Below are 22166 nucleotides of genomic sequence, written 5' to 3'. Positions count from 1 at the left end.
GTGCGCTTTTTTCATTTTTGCTTGATCAGGAATTTTCGAGTGAGGTTCGCGACGTCTTCCAGCCGGGTGTCCATAACGAAATGTCCCCCGTCGAGAATCGCAATCTCTGCATTGGGCAAGTCCCGGCGAAAAGCTTCAGCGCCTGCAACGGTAAAGGCCAAATCATGCTTGCCCCAGATAACCAGTGTGGGTAGCTGATGTTCACGCAGCCATTTCTGCCACGCCGGGTAGGCATCGATATTGGTGCGATAGTCGTAGATCAGTGCCATTTGAATCGCGCCTTCACCGGGGCGGTTGAGGAATGCCACTTCGTCCTGCCATAAATCGGGGTTGTACGCTGTGACGTCTGGATCGCTGCCGACATGCCGCTGTCGGGTTACGTCCAGGGATAAATGAGCAGCCTGAAATTTGGCCTCATAGGCGTTGCGATCAGCCCAGTAGGCTTTGCGGCTGTCCCACATCTTACCCAGGCCTTCTGCATAGACATTGCCATTTTGGAACACCATTGAGGTTATGGCTTCGGGCCTTGCCATCGCTAATCGCATACCGACGGGAGCGCCGTAGTCTTGCATAAACAAGCTGTACCGTTTGAGCCCGACTGCATCTGTGAAGTGCTCAATCACCTTCGCAAGGTGATCAAATGTGTAGACGAACTTGTCTGGTGGGGGCGCATCGCTGTTACCGAAGCCTGGGTAGTCCGGAGCAATGAGGTGGAAACGGTTACCCAATTGCTTCATGAGATCATCGTACATGCGAGACGAGCTGGGCACTCCATGAAGGAGTAATACGGAGGGGGCGCTGGGATCGCCAATTTCTCGATAGGCAATATTTACGCCATCGACTGTCACTTGGCGATACTTCATTTTTGGCGTTTCTGCTTGGGCATGTCCGAAGCCCAAAAGCATCGTCAAAACGAGAAAGGAGAGGTATTTAAGTAAGGGCATCACCGGTACTCCAGTGGTTGCAGAGCTAATCTGCGGAGAAGTTTGGTCTGCGCGTTGATGTTGTTTTGCGCTGTATCCAATACTCGATAAACCACTGAATCTGAGGAATGACTAATAATGACAATGCGGTATTTCACCTGGTGAAAGAATCATGAGGACGGGAGTACTCTAATCCCGACACAGAGCTGGGCATCTGCGCGGCAGCGGTGCTCACGGAAGATCCATTCCATTTTGGGAGACTCGGTTGAGAAAAATAAGCTGATACCTGCTCTGCCAATCGCTGCGCAACGGTCAGAGATACAATGCATTACGAACCCAATCTTGCGGTGATCCAATGCTTCTAAGACATTTGCGGTATCTGTTGGCAGTAGCTGACCACGGTGGTTTCACCCGAGCCGCAGAAGTCCTTCATGTGTCTCAGCCGACACTGTCGCAGCAGATACGGCAGCTGGAAGAAACGCTTGGCGTCAGCCTTTTTGACCGAACATCCCGGACTGTCAGACCCACAGATGCTGGGCTCGCCTACATCGAATGCGCCCGGCGCGTACTGGTGGAGCTGGCGGCGGGTAAACGGGCATTGCACGACGTGAAAGACTTGTCCCGTGGCACGTTACGGCTTGCCATGGCCCCAACCTTCATGGCGTACGTCTTAGGTCCACTAGTGCGTGATTACATCTCCCAATTCCCGAACATTCGCTTAGAGATTTTCGAGTTGTCGATGGGCGACATCGAAACGGGATTGGTCGATGACTCGCTGGATATAGCTGTTGCATTTGACCAAGTGAGAAACGCCGATATCGAATCAATCCCGGCCTTCGTCGAGACGCTCGGTCTGATGGTTGGGCGCGCTCACCCACTCTATGACTGCCAGGAAGCACTCACGACGGGCCAGTTAGCTCAACTGGATTTTGCTTTGCTGACCCCTGACTTCGCTACGCGCATTTGTATCGATGAGTACTTCACCAAAGCGAAAATCACGCCCAAGGTGACGATTCAGGTCAACTCCGTAAACACGTTGCTTGAAGTCATTCGAAACACCGCGGTCGCCACCATTCTTCCTGAACCCATCGCCACGCAGGATCGCGCTCTGCACAAGCTAGCCTTGATCGACAAGGCGCCTCAACGGGGAGTGTCGATTCTAAGGCGAAAAAATAACTACCACAGTGCCGCGTCGGTCGCATTCATGAATTTGATGCTTGGATCCGCGGCAGTGGACTGAGAATAGGGTGCTGACCATTACGCCCAGTGAAATGCTGGATTGTAAATAATGGTAATTCCTCTGTTTGGTAGGGGAGAGCAAGATGACTCCATCGACACGATCACCGGGTCGAATCCAGAACAACCGGAGTACGTCATGTCCCAACAACCAATCAAGCTTTATCGTCATCCATTGTCTGGCCACGCGCATCGTGTCGAATTGATGCTCTCACTCCTCGGCCAGCCAACAGAATTGATATTTGTGGATCTGATGAAGGGCGCGCACAAAATGCCCGAATTCCTAGCGCTCAACAGCTTCGGCCAAGTACCGGTGATCGATGATAACGGCACCGTTCTAGCTGACTCGAACGCCATTCTGGTCTATCTCGCTGCTAAATACGGCAACGGTGAGTGGCTGCCCACTGATCCTGTAGCGCAAGCAAAAGCACAACGCTGGCTGTCCGTTGCCGCCGGGCAGATCAACTCAGGCCCCGCTACCGCTCGACTGATCACGGTGTTCGGTGCCGGTTACAATGCGGAGGATGCGATCAGCAAGTCCCACACCCTGCTGACGGTGATGGAGCAAGAGTTGGGTAAAAGCAAATTCCTGGCTGGCGACAAACCGACCGTTGCAGATGTCGCAGCCTACACCTACGTCTCCCATGCTCCAGAAGGCAATGTTGCACTGACTGACTATCCTAACGTTCGGGCCTGGTTGAGCAGTATCGAGGCATTGCCAAATTTCGTAGGTATGCAGCGTACTGCCAAGGGTTTGCAACAAGCTTGATCCAGCGGCCGGAGCTACCCGGGAAAAATTCCGGGTAGTCTTCGCTCATTCAACTACGATCTCTTCGAATTTTCGCCTGTCGTACTAGTCATCTGGATAGGGTTTGCACTAGTCGCTCTTGGCGACACTTTTTTGCATCTACGTCTGCTCGCTCTCGCGATCAGATCTTGCTGTCCCTACACCACGGCTGAGTCGCCTATGGATCGCTTTCAGGAAATGCAGATATTCATGACGGTGGCCGAAGAAGAAGGTTTTGCGGCCGCCGCCCGTCGTTTGAATATTTCTCCCCCCAGCGTTACCCGTGCCATTGCTGCTATGGAGGAACGCATCGGCACTCAGTTGCTCTCACGCACAACTCGTAGCTTGCACTTGACTGAGGCAGGGCAACGGTATCTTGATGATTGTCGGCGAATACTCGGTGAGGTCAATGAAGCGGAGGAAGCTGCTGCCGGCAGCTACTCAATTCCGTGTGGGCACCTGACGGTGACAGCTCCCGTGCTTTTCGGTGAGCTGTACATTGCGCCTTTGCTGGCTGAGTACTTGGATCAATTTCCTTCTGTACATCTCAACGCGTTACTGGTTGACCGCGTGACAAGCATGGTTGATGAAGGTATCGATGTGGCGATCCGTATTGGCCATCTGCACGAGAATAATCAGCACGGTATCAAAGTTGGCGAGGTGCGCCAGGTAATTTGTGGCGCCCCCAAGTATTTCGAGGAATTCGGCAGACCCCGCCATCCTGGAGAATTAGGTTCTGCCAAAATCGTTATGTCTTCCGCGAGCCATTTGTTAAGCGATTGGCAATTTGAGAATGAAGGAAATGCACTCAGCTTTCGTTTCGATCCGCGGCTAGTCGTTACCGCAAATCAAGCGGCCATCAATATTGCTTGTCTGGGCTGGGGTGTGACACGCGTGTTGTCCTACCAGGTGGCTAGTCAAGTAGCCGCCGGTGAACTGGAGGTGGTACTCCAAGATTTTGAACCGCCCGCTTTGCCCATCCAGGTCGTTTACCTCAAGAGTAACCGCGTACCAGCGAAGATACGTACGTTCGTGGATTTCCTCACGGAACGTCTGGGATGTGATCCGGCGCTTCGACCTACTATGAAAAGCGCGCTCTAATGGACCGCTTTCATGAAATGCTTATGTTTGAAGCGCTCTCAGAGCGGCCAAGCCTGGCTGCAGCTGCGCGCCGTTTGAACGTTTCTGGCCCGACAGTCGTTCGCGCGATTGCCCGATTGGAGGCGCGCCTAGGGGTGCCGCTATTGCAACGAAGCACTCGTGGAGTTTCGTTGACTGAGTCGGGTGCTGCTTTTATGGCTGATTGCTCCCGCATCCTCAAAGAAATCGAAGACGCAGAAGCATCAGCTAAAGGCCTTCATGTTCAGGCTCAGGGAAATCTGACTGTATTGCTTCCACTCCTTTTCAGCCGCTATGTAATGACGCCTTTGCTTGCGAATTACATGGAGTTTTATCCCGAAGTCAGAGTATTCGCCCATTATCATGATCGTTTTCCGAACATGAACGAGGAGGGGCTTGACGTGGCCGTGCTGGTGGGGAATTTGCCCAGTTCATCGTTGATCGCCAGGCCTGTTGGTTTCGTTCGTACGATCGTTTGTGGCAGTCCTGCCTATCTCGAAGCCCATGGTGTGCCCGCCGAGCCTGAGGATCTTAAAAGTCACCGGCTGATTGGCATTCAAGCTTATCGGGAGAAGATCAACTGGGATTTTTCCAACCAAGGCTTTCAATCCACCATTAAGGCCCGATCACGCGTCAGCTGCACCACTGTTCAATCTGCCATCGATGCGGCGGCTCATGGCGCGGGGCTTACGCGCTGCCTCAGTTATCCCGCCTACGATTATTTAAATGGCGGTCGGTTACGCAGGGTGTTGCAACCTTTCGAGCTGCCAGCGCTTCCAGTTCATGTCGTTTACCGAGAAGGGCGTAGAGCTTCAATGAGAGTGCGCAGTTTTGTCGACCACATTGTCGAGGGCCTGCGCGAACATCCGGCAATGTTGCCGGATGTTCATTGAGCGTTCGGCGATCGCGGACTGAGGTCGCCGACGAGCTTCATTTGGCGTTCGCTGCCTTTTCGATCAGGCTGGCGACGACTTTCGGATTGGACACCATCACAACGTGCGACGCGCCTTTAACTACGACGGTCTGCTTGGAATGTGCTCGTTCAGCCATAAAGGCTTGGGCTTGTGCTGGGATGTTCTTATCAGCGTCACCGTAGACAAACCAGGAAGGAATAGTTTTCCAGGCCGGCTCTGTGGATGCTTCATTGAGTGCTGCAACCGTTACGGGACGTTGAGTCGCAGCCATCAATTTGGCGTCTGCGTTGGAAACGTCGGCTGCGAACTGGTCGTGGAATTTGTCTTGTTGGATATACAGATCCTTACCGCCGTCAGCCAAGGCTACGGGGGGGGCGAGGGTAGGGCCCAGCGTGCCACCCGGGAAACGTCCAGATAACTCTGCGGTGGATTCACCTGCTTCGGGTGCAATGGCTGCGACGAATACCAGCGCTTTAACATTGGTGTTGCCATAAGCCGCTTCGCTGATGACCGGACCACCATACGAATGCCCGACCAGCACAACGGGCGTTTTGATGCTGGCGAGCACGTCGGCGACCGACTGCGCGTCACCTTTGAGTGAGCGCAGCGGGTTCGAGGCTGCGATCACTGGATAGCCATCTTTTTCCAGGATTTTGACGACGCCATTCCAACTGCTCGAATCGGCGAAAGCTCCGTGTACGAGCACGACAGTCGGTTTGACCGGCGCGGCCATCGCTGCGGTGGCTGTAACCATTGCGGCTGCCAAGGCCAGACCTGCGAATATCTTTTTCATCTGATGTTCCTGTGCAAACGGGAGATGGGTGGTGGAGCGACAGGAATATTTAAAACGCTAGCTGTGTCCCGTATGTGTCCGGTTTTCCAGTGCTATGCATGGAAACGTGTCTGATACGGCCTTTGCTACAAACCGATACAAACGTCCCCCAGCATTTCAGCAGGCGAAACATTGGATTGTGTTTTGTGTTCGTTCTCACCAAAGCGATTAAAGCGGAGCATGCGTTTCAAGCACTTTATTAAACGCCTGACCGCGGAGACAACAATGAAACGAGTACTCATGCTGTTAGCCAACGGTGTAGAACCAATGGAAATGGCGGCCTTCACTGACGTGCTCGGTTGGGCCGATTTGCTCGGCGATTGTCCTCTTGAGTTAGTGAATGCAGGCCTACGCAAAAAAATCATCACCACATTTGGTCTCGCGCTTAATCCGAGCTTTCTGCTCCGTGATCTAGACGTGAGTAGCTTTGATGCACTGGCTTTGCCGGGTGGTTTTGAACCTGCAGGATTCTATGAGGAAGCTCTTAGTGAGCCTTTTCTTGAAACCATTCGACAATTCGTTGAAGCCGGCAAACCCGTCGCCAGCGTCTGCGTGTCATCGGTGTGTTTGGGAGTGGCAGGCGTGTTACGTGGCAAGCATGCAACCACCTATCACCAAGAGGGAGGAAAAAGGAAAAACCAGTTAGTGGAAAGCGGCGCTCTCTTCGTAGATCGACCAGTCGTTGTTCACGACAACATCATTACTTCCAGCGGTCCTGGTACCGCCACAGAAGTCGCTTTTTTGCTGCTGGAAAAACTAACCAGTTCAGAAAACGCGACTTATATCCGTCAGAAAATGCGTTTCGCTACACCCGATCGTGATTGGTACGACGCGCCGCAAGTAGCCTAGCCCCACTGAGTATTCTGTATCGACTTTCTGGAGGCAATTGTATGGCTGACACCGCACTCATCCTCGTTGGTATTCAGAACGACTTTTTTTCCGGTGGAAAATGGGAACTCAATTCGAATATCTGTCCTGGTTTTCCCGTCGATGTGTTCAGAGGTTATACCGATGTCAAAACCATCCGAAGTATTGGACTACTACTACTGGCCAACACCGAACGGGCAAAAGGTGGCGATTTTTCTTGAAGAATCTGGTCGACCCTATACAGCCCACCCGGTCGATTCACCTGTTTAAGAATACGTAGAGGTGATCATGAATAAAACGAACGAGCCGGGCTCTTCACCCTGGCATGCTGGTGAGCGGCAGTTGCAAGAAAGTGTCGGCGTGGCGCAGCAGATGGAGCAATTTGGGCGAAAGGTTGTTCGCGACTACATGCCGGATCAGCATCGCTCGTTCTACAGCCAGCTTCCTTATCTAGTGTTGGGTGCGGTTGACGAAAAAGGCATTCCTTGGGCGACGTTGATAGAAGGCCCTCCAGGTTTCGTTCACTCACCCGATCCACGCATTTTGCAACTCGACCGCCTTCCCGCAGAGGGTGACCCAGTCAAAGCAGCTTTGGTAACGGGTGCCGCAGTCGGGCTGCTCGGCATCGATTTGAAGACCCGAAGGCGCAATCGAATGAATGGCAACATCAGTACCGCCTTATCTGGCGGTATTGCCGTTTCTGTCGTGCACGCTTTCGGCAACTGTCCGCAATACATCCAGTTGCGGAGCGTAGAACCGGTCAGCGTTGGTCGGCCCTCATCCAATGTTGCAGCGGAATGCTTAAGCGAATTGGACGAGGCCGCAAGCGAGATGATTCGCAAGGCCGATACCTTCTTCCTCGCCAGCTACATCGACCTCGAAGGAGATTCATCCAGACGCTCGGTGGACGTCTCGCACCGCGGAGGTAACCCCGGCTTTGTCAGGGTCCAAGGCAATGTTCTGACGATTCCCGATTTCGCTGGCAATCTGCATTTCAATACATTGGGCAACTTGTTGCTCAATCCTAAGGCTGGATTGGTCTTTGTCGATTTCTCGTCAGGTGATGTGCTTCAGGTGGCAGGGCGCACTGAGATTATTCTTGAGGGGCCGGAAGTCGCAGCATTCCAAGGGGCGGAAAGACTCTGGACTTTAACGGTAGAGCATGTCGTTAGAAGGCGAGGCGTACTGGCCCTGCGCTGGGCGCTTGAAGGTTTCTCGCCTAATAGTCTGATGACTGGCAGTTGGGAAAAAGCAGAAGGCCGCTTAAAGGCCGATGCACTACGCGACCAATGGCGGCATCTGCGCGTGACCCGTATCGTTGAAGAGAGCAGCACCATCAGTTCTTTTTATCTGGAACCTGACGATGGGGCAGGATTGCCGCGCTTTGAGGCTGGCCAACATTTACCCGTACGGTTTCACCTGGCTGAAGGACAGCCACCCCTGGTCCGAACTTACAGCGTGTCGAGCGCACCTTCTGACACTTTCTTCCGGATCAGTGTCAAGCGTGACGGGTTGGTTTCGTCGCACCTGCACAACCAGATTCGGGTGGGGGATCTCATTGAAGCTCGTGCCCCCCAAGGTCGTTTCACAGTGCACGCCGATGAGCATCGGCCATTGGTTCTATTGGCCGCTGGCGTTGGGGTCACGCCGTTGCTGTCGATGCTGCGCGAAGTCATCTATGAAGGAGAACGAATCCGTCGCACTCGGCCGACCTGGTTCATTCAAAGCGCGCGTAGTCTGGCGGAGCTGGCATTTCGCGATGAACTGTTTGAACTGGCGACCCGTGCAAAAGACAAGATTCGCGCATTGCGACTTCTAAGTCAGCCGGAGCAACACGCTCGCGAGGGCGAAGACTTCGAATTAGCTGGACGTGTGGACGTAGCTTTACTCAAAGCGCTGTTGCCCTTGGATGATTATGACTTTTACTTGTGCGGTCCGGGCGCCTTCACCCAGGCTCTATACGATGGGCTACGAGAACTACGCATTGGCGATGATCGCATTCACGCCGAAACATTCGGGCCTTCGACTCTGGTTCGATTACGCGATCAGTTGACCCCGGCGGTAGAGCAAGTTCCGCCAGCCAGTGGACCGGTTAAAGTGCTGTTCGCGACTTCTGCGAAAGAGGCCCGTTGGGAACCAGGAAACGGCAGCCTGTTGGAGCTGGCTGAAAGTCGTGGTCTGAATCCGGACTTCAGTTGCCGCGGCGGGTCATGTGGGACTTGTCGTACAAAATTGATCAGTGGCGAAGTGCACTATTTGAACTTGCCCGCTGAAATGCCGGCGCAGGGAGAGGTCTTGATTTGCTGCGCAGTACCAGCGCAAAGCAAGGAGGGCGACGCCCCCCTGATTTTGGATCTGTGACATGAACGCCTTCTCTATCGCTCATCCCGCGAGACGCGGGTTGAGCGCTTGAGCCAAACCGCCTTCACGGTCGAGTTGAGCGAGGTCGTCAAATCCACCCACATGCCAGTCGCCGATGAAAATTTGCGGAACCGTGCGACGGCCGCTGCGATTTATCATTTCGATCTTCTGATCAGCTGACTGAACGTCGATTTCGGTAAAAGAAATACCTTTAGAGTCAAGCAGCTGCCTAGCACCACGGCAGTAAGGGCAGGTGCTAGTGGTATACATAATGATTTCAGGCATGAAAAGTCCTCCTCGTTTAGACAATGTCAGGCTGCGGCTTTTTCTTCGCGAGCGTGTGCAGCGCAGGTATCAGGGTACTGTGCCAACGATTTGAAGCTGCGGTTATCAGAGTCAAGAGCGTCAACCGATCCGGTTTCGATGTCGTAAACCCATCCATGCAAATTCAACAAGCCTTTTTCCTGAGCGATGCGCACGCTCGGGTGAGTCTGGATGTTGGCGAGTTGGGCAATCACGTTTTCTCGAACCATCGAGCTTACTTTTGCCGCGTCATTGACGTGAGAGCGAGACTCGTTGATTACTTTTGCGGACTCTGCATGCTGCAGCCAACCGGCGACGGCGGGAAGGTGATCCATGCATTTGCACTTGGCGACAGCCGTCATTGCACCGCAATCCGAATGGCCGCAGATCACGATGTCGGTCACCCCGAGCACCGCCACGGCATATTCGACCGTTGCCGACACACCGCCTGGATGGGGGCTGTACGACGGCACGATATTGCCCGCGTTCCGGATCACGAACAGCTCGCCAGGTTCTTGTTGCGTTAACAGTTCCGGTACTACGCGGCTATCGGAACACGTGATGAACAACGTGCCTGGATGCTGTGTGGTGGCCAGGTGTTTGAACAGGTCTGTCCGTTGCGGAAATGCTTCTTTCTGAAACTTCAAAAAACCTTCAATGAGCGCTTTCATGGGATTGGCCTTTAGCAGGTAATTAAGTTGGGTGACATTCAGTTAGTACAGCCGCGACCTATCACGCTGTATTCAAGAGCACGAGTGTCACCGTGCGAATCTTTGTAGGTCATTTGCACTGGCACTGGACCGCAGATGTCTGCTGCTTCAGTGATGTTGATGACCTTGGCAATATCCAAGTGCATGCCGTAGACATACGGAGTGGCTTTTGGCGCAACTGAAACTTCCTGTGCATAGGCCGACAACGAAGCTGACAGGGACAGGGCGAGAAACAGAAATTTTTTCATGACGAATCCTCCATTTAGATTTGGTGAGTCGGTGAAATGGGTAAATGTGTTGGGGCTGGCCCGCTTCGAGTGCGAGCCGAATTACATTTCCAGTCGCTTTCTTAGAAAGGACGCAGTGGCAGGAACTTGCCGTCGAGGGTGATCAACGCGCGGTGGCCGCCTTCAGGATCCTCAACTTTTTTCATATCGAGCTTGAAGTTAATCGCGCTGATGATGCCGTCGCCGAACTGTTCGTGAACCAAGGCTTTCAAAGTAGTGCCGTAGATTTGGATCATTTCGTAGAAGCGGTAGATGGTCGGGTCTGTAGGGACCCCCGAAAGGCTTCCACGCAGTGGGATGATTTGCAGGCGCGCTATCGAGTCGGCGTCCAGGTCCAGTTTTTTACCGATCACTTTCGCGGCAGTTTCTGGAAGTGGGTGCTGGCCGAGGAGGGCGGCGGTCACGTAGGCCAGACCGAAGCCAGTGCCTTCTGCCATGTCTTCGAAAGACAGGTTTTTGCGGGCTTTGGCGTCCAGAATTTTAGCGGTCAGTTCAAGACTGGTGTCGTTGTAAGCGTGGGACTGTTGCATGGTGTTTCTCCTATCGGAATGCTTGGGTTAGTGCGGCTTGGTGTGAAGCTATGTTCTGCCGTTTGCTTGATAGCGTCCAAGACCGATAGACAATGCTTCGCATAAGCTCAACCTATAGATTCGAGTCGGGAGAGTTCATGAACGTTTAAAACTCGGAAGCGATATTGCTGATTACTGGCGGTTACTTGGTTTGGTTTGGTTTGGTGCAGTTGAACGCGGTTCCCGAGAAATCGCAGTGTTGGCTGAACCAGGCACAGAAGCTCAGCCTTTCTTTTTACTGATCAGATTCTCCGACACAATTTCACGGACAACGTTGACGAAAGCCCGAAGCCCCGCAGGCATATGACGATTCGCGGGATAGTAGAGGCGCAGTCCCGGATACGGAGGTGTCCAGTCCTCCAGTACGCGGATGAGTCTTCCGGACGCAATATGGGCTGAAGCGGCGAAATCATTGGTCCAGGCTATGCCGGCACCTTGCAAAGCAGCCTCTAACATCAAGTGGTGGCTATCGAGGGTCAGCGATCCTCTGACATCGACTGATTGCTCTTCACCGCGCTTCTCGAATTCCCATTTGTAGATCGTGCCGCTGGGGAAGCGCACGCGTATGCAGTTGTGTGCGAGCAGGTCTGCCGGAACTTTTGGTTTTTTGCATTTCGCGAAGTACTGAGGAGAAGCAACCACCGCAAAACGGAGCGGTGGAGTGATCGCAATGGCGATCATGTCCTGCGGAACGCTTTCCGCCAACCGTATGCCGGCGTCGAATCCACCAGCGACGATGTCTACCAGGCTTCTATCGGTGACGATGTCCACCCGCATGTCTGGATAACGCCTCAAATACTCCAGTACCACCGGGGTTAGCACCATTTGCGCGGCACCTTCGGAGGTGTTCAGCCGCAGGGTTCCCGCCGGTGTATCGCGGAACTCGCTAACCGCCTCCATGGCCGCGGATATATCACGCAGAGCGGGCTGCACTCGAACCAGAAATTGCTCGCCTGCTTCAGACAGCGAAACACTGCGTGTGGTCCTGTGGAACAACCTCACGCCGAGGCGTTTCTCCAGGGCAGCGATCGCATGACTGAGTGCGGATGGCGACATTCCCAATTCCACTGCCGCACGACGAAAGCTGCGATGAGTGGAAACGGCGACCACAGCGTTAAGTTCGAGGAGCCCGGATTTCTGCATTGTGCTAATTCCTGCATCAGTTCATACGATATTAGCCTGATTGTTTGCGACAGTGCTGAGGCCTATCTTGATCGCAGCAACTTAACTGGATCGGGCCCCTATAGCGGGAATGGTGACATCCCAGGCGCCCAGCAGCCATTACACATGCGAGGAATAATTCATGACGCGTATCACTACACCGTTCGGGTTTCACTCAACCGCACAAGAGGTCATTGAAGGGGTCGACCTCACTGGTAAACGGGCGATCATAACGGGAGGGGCCTCCGGTATCGGCATTGAGACAGCGCGCGCATTGGTCAACGCCGGCGCAAACGTGACGCTTGCAGTGCGGCGTTCGGAGGCGGCGGAATCGGTAGCCGCCGAACTGCGCTCGGAGGGCAGGGGTAATGTTGATATCCGTTCAATCGATCTGGCGGATCTGTCCTCTGTGAAATCGTTTGCTGAGGCTTGGTCCGAGCCACTTGATATCCTGGTCAATAACGCAGGGATCATGGCAGTTCCTGAGCGCGAGTTGACAGCGCAGGGTTGGGAAATGCAGTTTGCAACCAACTTTCTCGGCCATTTTGCGCTCGTGCTTGGGTTGCAGGACGCCTTGACCAAAGCCGAGGGAGCCCGAATTGTTTCGCTGAGTTCAAACGCTAATCTTTTGGGGGCAGTGGTTTTCGATGACCTCAATTTCGACTTCCGCCCATACGATGCTTTCGCGTCATATGCCCAGGCCAAGTCGGCATGCGCGCTCATCGCAGTAGAGATAACGCGCCGCTGGGCAGAGCGAGGCATTTTCGCTAACGCTTTGAACCCTGGGGCAATCGCAACCAAACTTCAGAAGCACACCGGTGGGCTTAAGACGCCAATTGAACGTCAGAAGAACGTGCAACAGGGGGCAGCGACATCTGTATTACTGGCGGCGTCTGCGCTGTTGGAAGGCATTGGTGGTCGTTATTTCGAGGACTGTAACGAGGCGCTGGTAGTCACCAAACGGCCCGCCGATTACACGGGCGTTGCACCTTACGCTGTTGACCCTGATAACGCGCAGCGCTTGTGGGAGATCGCCACTCGAATGATTGGGTGAAGTCATCTCCAGGAAAGAACCTTAAAACATTTGTGCTCCACGCCTCCAATCATTCGACGTCATCGCTTGGGCGCTTGAAATCGTCGAAAGGTGCTTCGGACGCTTACCGCAAAATTCGATGTTGTCTGCCTCTCAAGAGCCGGCACATTTATTGCTTTTCTAGCAATAAATTGACTTATAGCTAGCAAAATATGAGAGGCCTTTGATTATGATTGCCACGTCGCGCCGCGCGGTTGTCTGTACACCTCATGCTGAAGCGAGTGCTGCCGGCATGCGCGTTCTCGACGCGGGAGGCACCGCGATCGACGCGATGTTGTCGGCCAGCGCCATGCTTGCAGCGGTTTTTCCGCACATGACCGGGCTGGGCGGCGATGCGCTGTGGATGATCCATGATCGTCAGGTACGCACCATTGTAGGGATCGGGCAGGCCGGGCAGCGCTTGCCAGAGGCCGGCAAGATCAGCCTGCGTGGACCGGCTTCGGTCGCCACGACGGCGGGTGCCCTGGCCAGTTGGCAGACGGCGGCGACTATCAGTCGGCATGAGTGGGGCTCGAAACTGGGCTGGGCCGATTTGCTGGAGGACGCGGCATTCATGGCCGGGCAGGGCACGCCCGTCTCACAATCGCAATTGTTCTGGCAGACCCTGCGCCAGCCGCTGATCGAGCAACTACCGGGTCTCCATCACCTGTGCAAGACCGAAGGTCGCTGGTTGCGCGAGGGCGACATTCTGCGCCAGCCAGAACTGGCCAATACCCTTCGCCATCTCGGGCGACACGGTGTTGAAGACTTTTATCACGGCGAACTCGCGCAAGCCTTCGGCGCTGCATTTGACCGCTTGGGTTGCGGCTTGACGGCCGCCGACCTGGCTCAGACCCGAGCCCTTGAAGCCGCACCGATTTCCGTGCGTTATCGTCAGGGCACGCTGTACAACGTCGCGCCGCCCTGTCAGGGGCTCTATACCTTGCAAGCCATGGCCGCGCTGCAACACAAGCCACTGGCCGACGTCGGCAATGGCAGCGCGCTCTACTATCACTACCTGGTTGAAGCGATCAAACAAAGTCTGCTGCGCCGCAATGCGCAATTGTGCGATCCGCTGACGTCTGAGCGGGATTTCACCTCAAGCCTGCACGCGGCGCAGATTCAAGCCTATGCGGATGCCATTGATGATCAGCGTGCGGCGCCCTGGAACGAACCCGGTCGTCCCGCCGACACCGTCTGGATGGCCGCAACCGATGAGCAAGGGCGTACTGCATGCCTGATCCAGAGCCTGTTTCATGATTTCGGCTCCGGCTGCGTCCTGGGCGATACCGGCGTGTTGTGGCAGAACCGTGCCGCCGGGTTCAATGCCGACGCCAGTCATGTCAACGGCTGGGCGCCGGGCAAGCGGCCGGCGCATACCCTGAACCCTTCCTGCTACCTGGCCGACGACGGGCGTCGCTGGTTTTTCGGGACGCAAGGAGGCGATGGCCAGCCACAGACGCAAATGGTCCTGGCGACGCAGTTGATCGACTATCAGCAACCCATTGACCTTGCCCTGCAGACCCCACGCTTTCTGCTCGGCCGCAGCTTTTTCGACAGCACCGACAACCTCAAGCTGGAAGGCGATATCCACGAGTCGACGATCACAGGACTCGCCGCACTGGGCCACGAGGTGGAAGTGATTCCGGCACTTAGCGCCATGACCGGCCACGCCGGGATCATCGCGATTGGCGCCGATGATCACCGCAGTGCAATGCACGATCCCCGAGGGGAGGGCGTCAGCCTCGGTCAATCGAGCTGAGCTGCCGGTCACAAGGTTTGCCGCCGCCCGGGCGGCTGGCGGATAATGCCGCCCATTGCTTACCGTCAGCAGTTTTGCGCGACGGCATGAGGCCTTTTTTGAAAAAGAGGAAAGGATGGGCTTGACCACAGTCACCGCCAAACAGCTTGAGGTCCAGCGCATCGTCGATGCGCTGTATAAGGCCATCGCACAGCATCGTCTGCCGCCTGGCACGCGATTGATCGAAGCGCAGATCGTCGAAACGCTGCAAGCCAACCGCAATCATGTGCAGGTCGCATTGCAGCGTCTGGCCATGCAAAAAGTCGTGACCATCGAAGCCAACCGAGGCGCCATGGTTGCACAGCCAACCGCGCGCGAGGCGAAGGATATATTCAGCGCTCGGCGGGCCATCGAGCGGGCCATTGTCGAAGCGATCACTCCGGCGGTCATGCGCAAACAGCGCCAGCGCGTGGCCAGTCACATGAACAACGAACGCAAAGCCACCAACGACACCGACCGCCGCGCCATTGTCAGGGAACTGAGTGAGTTTCACTTGATGCTGGGCGAGCTCAGCGGCAATACCGTGCTCAGCGATATCCTCGCCAACCTGATGGTGCGCAGTTCGTTGATCGTCGCGCTGTATCAGCGTAACGACGTACCGTCCTGCGCGTCCGATGAGCACCAGGAAATCATCACGGCGCTGGAAGCGGGCGATAACGCCAAGGCAGTCAAGGTCATGATCGAACACCTGGACGAGCTGGAAGGGCAACTGGCTCTGGAAGAATCAGCGCCTGAAGAGTTCAACCTCAAGCAGGCGTTGAGCGACTGAAATATTGCCGCAAGCCACGCTATGGCTTGAGTAATACCCCTGCTGGCCTGCTGAACGTTTGGCGCCCAGCCTTGTAGCCCATTAGCGGCGCGCTGATCTCGGCAATCACCGCTGCCGGTGAAGGCGCGTCGAAGACGATGAAATCTGCACGGCAACCAGGTAGAAGGCCGTAATCCGTCAGGCGGAGCAGGCGCGCCGATTCACTGGACACCCATGACAGGCATTGCAGCAACTCCGGCACAGTGCCCATCTGACTGACGTTGGCGAACAGATTGGCCTGGCGAATCAGCGAAGCGTCACCATAGGGCGTGAACGGGTTGCCGATGTTGTTGGTCGAGACCGAGCAGGTCACCCCGCAGGCATGCAGTTGAGCCAAGGGTGCAAGACCGCGTGGTTTGTTATGAAAGGCATCGCGCCCCATCAGGAACAGATCGGTGCTGGGCAGGCAAGTGACCTGCACGCCAACGTCCGCCAACTGCCGGCCCAACTCCATCAACTGTTCACGAGGCAACGTCGACAGTTTGGTGACATGGCCGATGGTCACTCGACCGCCCCAGCCATGCAGTTGCGTACAGCGGGCAACTTCCATGACGGTCATGCCTTCAGGATTCAGATCGAAATCCAGGTGCAAATCCAGATCGCAATCGTAAGTTACAGCCAGTTCGAACAGGCGCTGAATCTGCCCGAGAGGATCACTGTCCATGTAGGGGCAGCCACCAAGCACCGTGGCGCCACACTCCAGCGCCTGGCAGAGCAGGGCTTCGGTGCCCGGGTTGTTGAGCAGTCCCTCTTGAGGAAATACGCAGATCTGGAGCGTGATCGCCCAGGCGTAATCGGTCTGCAGGCGTCGAATCGCATTGAAGCCGATCAGCCCTATTTGCGGGTCAAGTTCGACGTGGGTGCGCATGAAGGTGGTGCCCTGCAGAATCGCCTTGTCCAGCACCTGTGCACCGCGCAGATAGATGTCTTGCTCGGTGAATTCGGCTTTCGCCGCCCGAGTCTGGGCAATTGCTTCGGCCAGCGTGCCTTGCTGCAAATGGCAGCGCTGCATGATGCACGCCTTGTCCAGATGGATATGGGTTTCGACCAGCCCCGGTAGCAACAGGCGGCCCTGCAGGTCGAGGGTTTCCCATGCGGTAGTGGCCGGGTGAAAGGCCGGGACGAAACAGCCATTCTCGATGTACAACACCGCGTCCGCAGAGGTCTTTTCGCCGACGCGTGCATTGATGATTTTCAGGGCACTCATGCGCTGACGCCTTCGCCCAGATACGCGGCGGCCAGTTCGTCGTCGCCGCGCAACTGTGCGGCGCTCCCGGATTTGACGATGCAGCCGGTTTCCAGCACGTACGCCCGATCGGCGACTTGCAAAGCAAGGTTGGCCATTTGGTCCACCAGCAACAAGGTCACACCATCGTCGCGCAGGGCTGCCAAGGCGTCGTATAGCTCGCCGATCATGGCAGGGGAGAGGCCCAGCGACGGTTCGTCGAGCAGCAGTATTTTGGGTTTGGCCATCAAGCCGCGTCCCACGGCAACCATCTGTTGTTCGCCACCGGACAACAGGCCCGCCGGGCTGTCGATGCGGTCGCGCAAACGCGGAAAGCGCCGCAGGATCGCCTCGATTTCGGCATCGGCGTCGAACGCTTCGCGCCGCGAATAACCACCCAGCAACAGGTTGTCGCGCACTGTCAGGTACGGGAATACCTGGCGACCTTCCGGAACCAGTGCCAGACCTTTACCGGCGATGCCACTGGCGCTGGCCATCTCAATGTTTTCGTTGTCCAGCAGGATGCTGCCGCTGGTGGCCCGATGCAGCCCGGCCAGGCACTGCAAGATACTCGATTTACCCGCGCCGTTGGCGCCAAGGATCGCCACCATCTCACCGGGATTGACCACGAGGTTGACCTTGTTGACCACCGGCGCTGCGCCGTAATCGATCACCAGATCTTTGACGTACAAGCGTGCGTCGCGACTGCCATCCCAAGTCTGTTCACGAGGCGTCGCCTGATAGTCGGTCCCGCCCAGATAAGCAGCGATGACCTGTTTGTTCTGGCGGATTTCGGCCGGTGTACCGAAGGCGATGGGCTTGCCTGCGTCCAGCACCAGCAGGCGTTCCGACACCGACATGACCAGCGCCATGTCGTGCTCGACCAGAATGACCGTCAAGCCGAAATCCGCCAGTTTGCGCAGCAGCAGCGCCAGGTCATCGGTGTCACGTCGGCTCAGGCCAGCGGCGGGTTCGTCGAGGAGCAGCACCGCCGGCGCGGTCGCCAATGCCCGGGCAATTTCCACCAGACGACGATCCACGTGGGGCAAGTCCTCGGCGGCGATGTTGACCGCGCCGCGATAGCCGACCAATGCCAGCAGATCCAGCGCAAGGTCGCGCTGCTCGGCACTGCACAGCCTGAACGGTGATCCGAGGCGGCCTTTCTGCATGGCCACCAGCAGATTGTCGAGCACCGACATATCGCCGAATAACTGAGTGGTTTGGTAAGTGCGCGCAATCCCGGCGCGAGCTGTTTTCCAGGCAGGTAAACCAGCGAGGGCGGTTTGCAGTTCGATCTGACCACTGTCAGGCGCGTAGAAGCCACTGATCATGTTCAGCACCGTGGTTTTGCCTGCACCGTTGGGCCCGATAATGCTGGTGATGCTGGCGGCGGGGGCATGCAAATTGACGTGCTGCGCGGCCTGGACCCCGCCGAAGCGAATGCCGATGTCGGTGACGCGTAAACCGCTCGAAGCCCCTCGACTTTGCAGATGCGCGGCCAGCCTCGCTTGATTGATCGTGTTTGGTGGCACCAAGTGCGTGGGTTTGATCCAGCGACGAGCGAGCGCACCCAATAAGCCGTTGGGGGCGATCCACAACACCACCAGGAGCAAGGTCGAGAAAATCAACAGGCGGTATTCGGCGAAATCCGAAAGTAATTCCGGCACCAGCACAATCAGCAACGCCCCCAGTAAAGGGCCGAACAATGTCCCGCTGCCACCGACAATGACGGCCAGCACGAACAGGATCGATTGCGAGAACGGAAAGGATTCGGGGTTGATAAACATCAACAGTGGCGCCAGCACAGCACCCGCCAGACCGGTCAGCGCGGCCGACAGGGCGAAGGCCAGGGTCTTGCTCAGAACAGGATTGAACCCAAGCGAGCGGGCGGCAATCTCCGATGCCTTGACGGCGAGCATGGCTTTGCCACAACCGCTGTGGCGCAGACGCTGATAAAACGCAAGGGCGCCGATCATCAAGGCTGTGGCCAGCAATGCCAAGAGGATGGCCGGGTCGAGACCGGCGAACTGCGGTAACGGAATGCCCATCAAACCGTTGGAACCGCCGGTAACGTCACGCCATTCGATCAGGCTGTGATGGACGATGAAGGCAAAAGCGATGGTGATCATCGCCAGATAAGGACCGCTGACACGCAACGCAGGAATCGCCAGCAAGGCGCCGATCAGCCCGGTGACGACAGCCGTCACCGGCATCGCCAGCCACAACGGCCAGCCCGCGATGGTCAGTAGTGCCGAAACATAGGCGCCAATGGCATAAAACGCGATATGGCCGAAGGAGATCTGGCCACTCAGGCCAATCAATATATTCAGCCCTACACCGACCACTGCCGCCAGCGCGCAGAGGGTGAAGACCAACAGGGAATAGCTGTCTAGCGTGAACGCCATGACAACGCAGAGCAGCGCCAGCAACGCGATGAACACCGGGCCGAGCAGAGTTTTGAAGTCATTCATACTTTCACCAGTGCCTGACTGCCGAACAGGCCGTTTGGACGGATCGCCAACGCCAGAATCACTAGGGCGAAGGTCAATATCTGCGTGAAGGCCGAGCCGAAATACAGGGTGATCAGCGCTTCCGAGAGACCGAATATCAAGCCGGCGGCAAAGACCCCTCCGGCGCTGGTAATCCCGCCAAGGATCGCCACGGCGAAAGCCTTGAGGCCGAACAGCAAACCCATCTCGGCATTGACGCTGAACAGGGGCGCAATCAGCAGACCCGCCAGGGCCGCGAACACGGTTGAGATGGCGAAAGCGATGGCAACCACCCGATTGACGTTGATGCCCATCAGCATGGCCGCACGTGGATTTTGCACGCAGGCCTCCAGCACCTTGCCCAACCGGGTATAGCGCCGCACCAGAAATAGCGCGAGCGCGATGGTTGCGCCGGCCAAGGGGATCAGCAGTTGCAGCGCGCCAACACTGGCGCCTGCCAGCTCGACATTGACGTTGAGCAGACTGCTGGTGAATTGCCGAGGCTCCTTGCCGAAGGTGAACAACGCCAGGTTATCGACCAGAATGCCGCCGGCCACCGTTGCCATCAGCCAAGCCTGAGAACCACGGCTGTGAAACGGCCGCACCAGCCAGCGCTCGATCACCAGGCCATACAGCGCACTGAGGATCAGCGTTGCCGGCAGTGCCAGCCACATCGACCATCCCCAGGTGATGCAAAAGGTGTAACCCAGCACAGCGCCGACCATCATGGCGCTGCCTTGAGCGAAGTTGACGGTGCGTGAAACCACGTAGGTCAGGTGAAAACCCAGCGCCAGCAGGGCGTACATACTACCTAGCCCAAGGCCGGTGACGATGGCGGCGGTGAACATGGCGAACTCCTCAGGGCTTGAGTGGAACGATCTGGCCGTCGACGAAATGAGTGAACAGATAGTCGTCCGGCCCCAATGCGTCATGTTTTTGTGCCGTAAACGGCTGCTGGTACTGTTTGATCAGGCCGTCATAGCCCTCGATCGCATAGAAGCCGTTGCGCACGGCAGGGCCATCGGTATTGCCTGCCTTTTCAATGGCCAGAGCACTCAAGTGCAGAGCGTCGTAAGCATTGGCAATGCCCACGGCGGGCGTGACGTCGGCCAGACCTTTGATCTGCGGATAAGTTTTTTTCAGTGCGGCAAGCACTGCATCGCCCTTGGCGCTGTTGTGTTCTGTGAACACGTAGGTCTGGACGAAGTGGACCCGCGAAGCGTTCGGGCCAGCTAATTCACCGAAGCGGCCACCGGCCGGGCCCCAGTGTGAAACCACCGGCACGTCCCACCCCATGCGATCCAGAGACTTGACCACTTGCGCCGATGGGCCGACGTTGCCGACCATCAGCAGGGTGTCGGCGCCTGCGTTTTTAAGGCGAGTGAGCTGAGGCACCACATCGAGATCGCTGTCCTGGATACGCTCGACGCCGGCATTGGCCAAGCCGCGTTTCTCCAGGGCGCGCTTGAAGCCCGCTTCATTGGATTCGCCCCACGGGTTATTGATGAGGATCATCCCCGGCTTCTTCATCCCTTTCTCGACGCCGTATTCCACCAGCGCTTCGTCCACCAGTTCGTCGACGGCAGAGACGCGGAACACATAGTTATCCGCAGCACCGTTTTCGGTGATTTTCGTGCCGGCGGCCCAGATGCCCATGAAGGGCACTTTCAGCTGGTTGGCCAGAGGCACGATGGCCAGGGAAACCGGGGTGTCCAGCCCACCGAAAAGCACGGTGACTTTCTCGCGCTGAACCAACTCGCGCGCCGCCAGCATGCCTTTGGACGGATTGCTTTCGTCGTCGCGACGCACCAGCTCGAGTGGTCGGCCGAGCACGCCACCCTTGGCATTGACCTCATCGATGGCGATGGTCAGGCCGCGAGTCAGCGCTTCGCCGGATTTCGCCGACTGACCCGAAAGGGCTGCGACCAGACCAACCTTGATCGGAGGCTCGGCCGCCTGGGCACCACCAAACAAAGCCACATTGAGCGTGACTGCCGCAGCCACGGGAAACACAAGACGCTGCAGGTTTAAAAGCGGGAAGGCCATTGATCGTTCTCCTGATTGCTAGCATTTGCATAATTATTGCTAGCAAGTAGGATGCCAGTCAGCCGCCCCAGTAAAACCGGGTGATGGGGCACAAACAACTTGAACTAAACGCGCCAAATTAACGCGCCCTGCACTAAGCAGAGGCGTCGATCCAGTGCTTATCAATAGTCAGTCAGGAGATTCGACGATGTCGCAGGCAAATACAGACGTGCAGATTGTTAGCAGCTTTCTCGAGGCCTCCATGACGCCCGATCCCGTCAGGGCCGCAACCTTCATGAGTGCCGATGTGAAGATCACTTTCACCGGCGGCCGGGTCATGCCCGACCCACAGGCCATCACGGCGTTCAACGGTTCCCGTTATGCCTGGGTAAAAAAAGCCTTGGGCAACTTCGACTGGATGGAACGCGGTGATCACACCGTGGTGTATTCCAACGGTACCTTGTATGGCGAGTGGTCCGATGGCCGCAGTTTTTCCGGTAATCGCTATCTGGATCGCTTCGAAGTGCGCAACGGCAAGATCACCCACATGGATGTCTGGAACGACAGCGCCGAATGGCTTTTGACGCCGGAAATCGCCAAGGCTTGAGTTCACGCAGTGTTGAGGCGACAGGTCGGGTCACCGGTCAGGAACAAGAAGCCAGCGCAACAATGTTCAG

At 56.4% G+C, this 22166-nt stretch carries 22 protein-coding genes; 11 read left to right on the top strand and 11 right to left on the bottom strand.

Annotated elements, in window-relative coordinates:
- Positions 1-11: 11 nt before the first annotated feature.
- Positions 12-944 carry an alpha/beta fold hydrolase gene (locus ACA069_RS14665; RefSeq protein ID WP_489880477.1) on the bottom strand — a complete coding sequence of 311 codons (933 nt, stop codon included), beginning with the start codon at positions 942-944 and terminating at the stop codon, positions 12-14.
- A 334-nt stretch (positions 945-1278) separates the two neighbouring features.
- Here ACA069_RS14665 and cynR point away from each other — a divergent pair, with 334 nt between their 5' ends.
- The 4 genes from cynR (at position 1279) to ACA069_RS14645 (ending at position 4958) form a co-directional block, all read left to right on the top strand.
- Complete coding sequence (gene cynR / locus ACA069_RS14660; protein ID WP_497613961.1) at positions 1279-2163, top strand: transcriptional regulator CynR; 885 nt, start codon at positions 1279-1281, stop codon at positions 2161-2163.
- A 135-nt stretch (positions 2164-2298) separates the two neighbouring features.
- Positions 2299-2928, top strand: coding sequence for a glutathione S-transferase family protein (locus ACA069_RS14655; protein WP_497613959.1), 630 nt, complete (start codon positions 2299-2301; stop codon positions 2926-2928).
- Between the two features lie 198 nt (positions 2929-3126).
- A complete protein-coding gene (locus tag ACA069_RS14650) occupies positions 3127-4047 on the top strand; it encodes a LysR family transcriptional regulator (RefSeq protein WP_497613957.1) in 921 nt (306 codons plus the stop codon).
- Entirely contained in the window at positions 4047-4958 is a 912-nt protein-coding gene (locus ACA069_RS14645; protein ID WP_401264150.1) for a LysR family transcriptional regulator, read from the top strand. Before ACA069_RS14650 ends, ACA069_RS14645 begins: the two co-directional genes overlap by 1 nt.
- 37 nt (positions 4959-4995) lie before the next feature.
- On the opposite strand, the gene ACA069_RS14640 is transcribed toward ACA069_RS14645, so the two are convergent.
- Positions 4996-5772 carry an alpha/beta fold hydrolase gene (locus ACA069_RS14640; protein WP_497613955.1) on the bottom strand — a complete coding sequence of 259 codons (777 nt, stop codon included), beginning with the start codon at positions 5770-5772 and terminating at the stop codon, positions 4996-4998.
- Positions 5773-5991: 219 nt separating this feature from the next.
- Between ACA069_RS14640 and ACA069_RS14635 the strand changes: the two genes are divergently transcribed.
- The 3 genes from ACA069_RS14635 to ACA069_RS14625 all read left to right on the top strand — a co-directional run bounded on the left by ACA069_RS14635 (position 5992) and on the right by ACA069_RS14625 (position 9039).
- The gene (locus ACA069_RS14635) at positions 5992-6660 is read left to right on the top strand and encodes a DJ-1/PfpI family protein (protein ID WP_497613953.1); all 669 of its coding nucleotides are present in this window, start codon (positions 5992-5994) and stop codon (positions 6658-6660) included.
- A 41-nt stretch (positions 6661-6701) separates the two neighbouring features.
- A complete protein-coding gene (locus ACA069_RS14630; protein ID WP_401264154.1) occupies positions 6702-6899 on the top strand; it encodes a hypothetical protein in 198 nt (65 codons plus the stop codon).
- Positions 6900-6966: 67 nt separating this feature from the next.
- A complete protein-coding gene (locus tag ACA069_RS14625; RefSeq protein ID WP_489880482.1) occupies positions 6967-9039 on the top strand; it encodes a 2Fe-2S iron-sulfur cluster-binding protein in 2073 nt (690 codons plus the stop codon).
- Between the two features lie 21 nt (positions 9040-9060).
- On the opposite strand, the gene grxC is transcribed toward ACA069_RS14625, so the two are convergent.
- The 5 genes from grxC to ACA069_RS14600 all read right to left on the bottom strand — a co-directional run bounded on the left by grxC (position 9061) and on the right by ACA069_RS14600 (position 12051).
- Entirely contained in the window at positions 9061-9324 is a 264-nt protein-coding gene (gene grxC / locus ACA069_RS14620) for a glutaredoxin 3 (RefSeq protein WP_187680565.1), read from the bottom strand.
- Between the two features lie 26 nt (positions 9325-9350).
- Positions 9351-10013 (bottom strand): carbonic anhydrase, encoded by a 663-nt coding sequence (locus ACA069_RS14615; RefSeq protein WP_497613950.1) that lies wholly within the window; start codon positions 10011-10013, stop codon positions 9351-9353.
- Between the two features lie 38 nt (positions 10014-10051).
- Positions 10052-10300: a DUF2790 domain-containing protein gene (locus ACA069_RS14610; protein WP_497613948.1), complete on the bottom strand. Its 249-nt coding sequence runs from the start codon at positions 10298-10300 to the stop codon at positions 10052-10054.
- 101 nt (positions 10301-10401) lie between these two features.
- Positions 10402-10869 (bottom strand): cyanase, encoded by a 468-nt coding sequence (cynS, locus tag ACA069_RS14605; RefSeq protein WP_497613946.1) that lies wholly within the window; start codon positions 10867-10869, stop codon positions 10402-10404.
- Positions 10870-11130: 261 nt separating this feature from the next.
- Positions 11131-12051 carry a LysR family transcriptional regulator gene (locus tag ACA069_RS14600; RefSeq protein ID WP_489880485.1) on the bottom strand — a complete coding sequence of 307 codons (921 nt, stop codon included), beginning with the start codon at positions 12049-12051 and terminating at the stop codon, positions 11131-11133.
- A gap of 160 nt (positions 12052-12211) precedes the next feature.
- On the opposite strand from ACA069_RS14600, the gene ACA069_RS14595 reads away from it, so the two are divergent.
- The 3 genes from ACA069_RS14595 to ACA069_RS14585 all read left to right on the top strand — a co-directional run bounded on the left by ACA069_RS14595 (position 12212) and on the right by ACA069_RS14585 (position 15711).
- Positions 12212-13123, top strand: a complete 912-nt coding sequence (locus tag ACA069_RS14595; protein WP_497613944.1) for an SDR family NAD(P)-dependent oxidoreductase — start codon at positions 12212-12214, stop codon at positions 13121-13123.
- 208 nt (positions 13124-13331) lie between these two features.
- Positions 13332-14903: a gamma-glutamyltransferase family protein gene (locus ACA069_RS14590; protein ID WP_497613942.1), complete on the top strand. Its 1572-nt coding sequence runs from the start codon at positions 13332-13334 to the stop codon at positions 14901-14903.
- Positions 14904-15018: 115 nt separating this feature from the next.
- Positions 15019-15711: a GntR family transcriptional regulator gene (locus tag ACA069_RS14585; RefSeq protein WP_497613940.1), complete on the top strand. Its 693-nt coding sequence runs from the start codon at positions 15019-15021 to the stop codon at positions 15709-15711.
- Positions 15712-15730: 19 nt separating this feature from the next.
- Here ACA069_RS14585 and ACA069_RS14580 read toward each other — a convergent pair whose 3' ends face one another.
- From ACA069_RS14580 to ACA069_RS14565, 4 genes are read right to left on the bottom strand one after another with little or no spacing between them, the layout of a single operon-like run.
- Positions 15731-16957, bottom strand: a complete 1227-nt coding sequence (locus ACA069_RS14580) for an amidohydrolase family protein (RefSeq protein WP_401264125.1) — start codon at positions 16955-16957, stop codon at positions 15731-15733.
- Positions 16954-19446 carry a branched-chain amino acid ABC transporter ATP-binding protein/permease gene (locus ACA069_RS14575; protein ID WP_497613937.1) on the bottom strand — a complete coding sequence of 831 codons (2493 nt, stop codon included), beginning with the start codon at positions 19444-19446 and terminating at the stop codon, positions 16954-16956. The genes ACA069_RS14580 and ACA069_RS14575 overlap by 4 nt, the downstream gene beginning before the upstream one ends.
- Positions 19443-20312, bottom strand: coding sequence for a branched-chain amino acid ABC transporter permease (locus ACA069_RS14570; RefSeq protein ID WP_187679871.1), 870 nt, complete (start codon positions 20310-20312; stop codon positions 19443-19445). The genes ACA069_RS14575 and ACA069_RS14570 overlap by 4 nt, the downstream gene beginning before the upstream one ends.
- 10 nt (positions 20313-20322) lie before the next feature.
- Positions 20323-21510 (bottom strand): ABC transporter substrate-binding protein, encoded by a 1188-nt coding sequence (locus ACA069_RS14565; RefSeq protein ID WP_497613935.1) that lies wholly within the window; start codon positions 21508-21510, stop codon positions 20323-20325.
- A 187-nt stretch (positions 21511-21697) separates the two neighbouring features.
- On the opposite strand from ACA069_RS14565, the gene ACA069_RS14560 reads away from it, so the two are divergent.
- On the top strand, positions 21698-22096 hold the full coding sequence (locus tag ACA069_RS14560) for a nuclear transport factor 2 family protein (RefSeq protein WP_497613933.1): 399 nt from the start codon (positions 21698-21700) through the stop codon (positions 22094-22096).
- The last annotated feature ends 70 nt before the right edge of the window (positions 22097-22166 follow it).

It is taken from the genome of Pseudomonas sp. LBUM1652 (assembly GCF_059716105.1).
This window is presented reverse-complemented; position numbering and strand designations above follow the sequence as displayed.

Bases quoted from the DNA above. Each gene is read 5' to 3' on its own strand.
- ACA069_RS14665 (WP_489880477.1), bottom strand. From the start codon at position 944: ATGCCCTTACTTAAATACCTCTCCTTTCTCGTTTTGACGATGCTTTTG.
- cynR (WP_497613961.1), top strand. From the start codon at position 1,279: ATGCTTCTAAGACATTTGCGGTATCTGTTGGCAGTAGCTGACCACGGT.
- ACA069_RS14655 (WP_497613959.1), top strand. From the start codon at position 2,299: ATGTCCCAACAACCAATCAAGCTTTATCGTCATCCATTGTCTGGCCAC.
- ACA069_RS14650 (WP_497613957.1), top strand. From the start codon at position 3,127: ATGGATCGCTTTCAGGAAATGCAGATATTCATGACGGTGGCCGAAGAA.
- ACA069_RS14645 (WP_401264150.1), top strand. From the start codon at position 4,047: ATGGACCGCTTTCATGAAATGCTTATGTTTGAAGCGCTCTCAGAGCGG.
- ACA069_RS14640 (WP_497613955.1), bottom strand. From the start codon at position 5,772: ATGAAAAAGATATTCGCAGGTCTGGCCTTGGCAGCCGCAATGGTTACA.
- ACA069_RS14635 (WP_497613953.1), top strand. From the start codon at position 5,992: ATGCGTTTCAAGCACTTTATTAAACGCCTGACCGCGGAGACAACAATG.
- ACA069_RS14630 (WP_401264154.1), top strand. From the start codon at position 6,702: ATGGCTGACACCGCACTCATCCTCGTTGGTATTCAGAACGACTTTTTT.
- ACA069_RS14625 (WP_489880482.1), top strand. From the start codon at position 6,967: ATGAATAAAACGAACGAGCCGGGCTCTTCACCCTGGCATGCTGGTGAG.
- grxC (WP_187680565.1), bottom strand. From the start codon at position 9,324: ATGCCTGAAATCATTATGTATACCACTAGCACCTGCCCTTACTGCCGT.
- ACA069_RS14615 (WP_497613950.1), bottom strand. From the start codon at position 10,013: ATGAAAGCGCTCATTGAAGGTTTTTTGAAGTTTCAGAAAGAAGCATTT.
- ACA069_RS14610 (WP_497613948.1), bottom strand. From the start codon at position 10,300: ATGAAAAAATTTCTGTTTCTCGCCCTGTCCCTGTCAGCTTCGTTGTCG.
- cynS (WP_497613946.1), bottom strand. From the start codon at position 10,869: ATGCAACAGTCCCACGCTTACAACGACACCAGTCTTGAACTGACCGCT.
- ACA069_RS14600 (WP_489880485.1), bottom strand. From the start codon at position 12,051: ATGCAGAAATCCGGGCTCCTCGAACTTAACGCTGTGGTCGCCGTTTCC.
- ACA069_RS14595 (WP_497613944.1), top strand. From the start codon at position 12,212: ATGACGCGTATCACTACACCGTTCGGGTTTCACTCAACCGCACAAGAG.
- ACA069_RS14590 (WP_497613942.1), top strand. From the start codon at position 13,332: ATGATTGCCACGTCGCGCCGCGCGGTTGTCTGTACACCTCATGCTGAA.
- ACA069_RS14585 (WP_497613940.1), top strand. From the start codon at position 15,019: ATGGGCTTGACCACAGTCACCGCCAAACAGCTTGAGGTCCAGCGCATC.
- ACA069_RS14580 (WP_401264125.1), bottom strand. From the start codon at position 16,957: ATGAGTGCCCTGAAAATCATCAATGCACGCGTCGGCGAAAAGACCTCT.
- ACA069_RS14575 (WP_497613937.1), bottom strand. From the start codon at position 19,446: ATGAATGACTTCAAAACTCTGCTCGGCCCGGTGTTCATCGCGTTGCTG.
- ACA069_RS14570 (WP_187679871.1), bottom strand. From the start codon at position 20,312: ATGTTCACCGCCGCCATCGTCACCGGCCTTGGGCTAGGTAGTATGTAC.
- ACA069_RS14565 (WP_497613935.1), bottom strand. From the start codon at position 21,510: ATGGCCTTCCCGCTTTTAAACCTGCAGCGTCTTGTGTTTCCCGTGGCT.
- ACA069_RS14560 (WP_497613933.1), top strand. From the start codon at position 21,698: ATGTCGCAGGCAAATACAGACGTGCAGATTGTTAGCAGCTTTCTCGAG.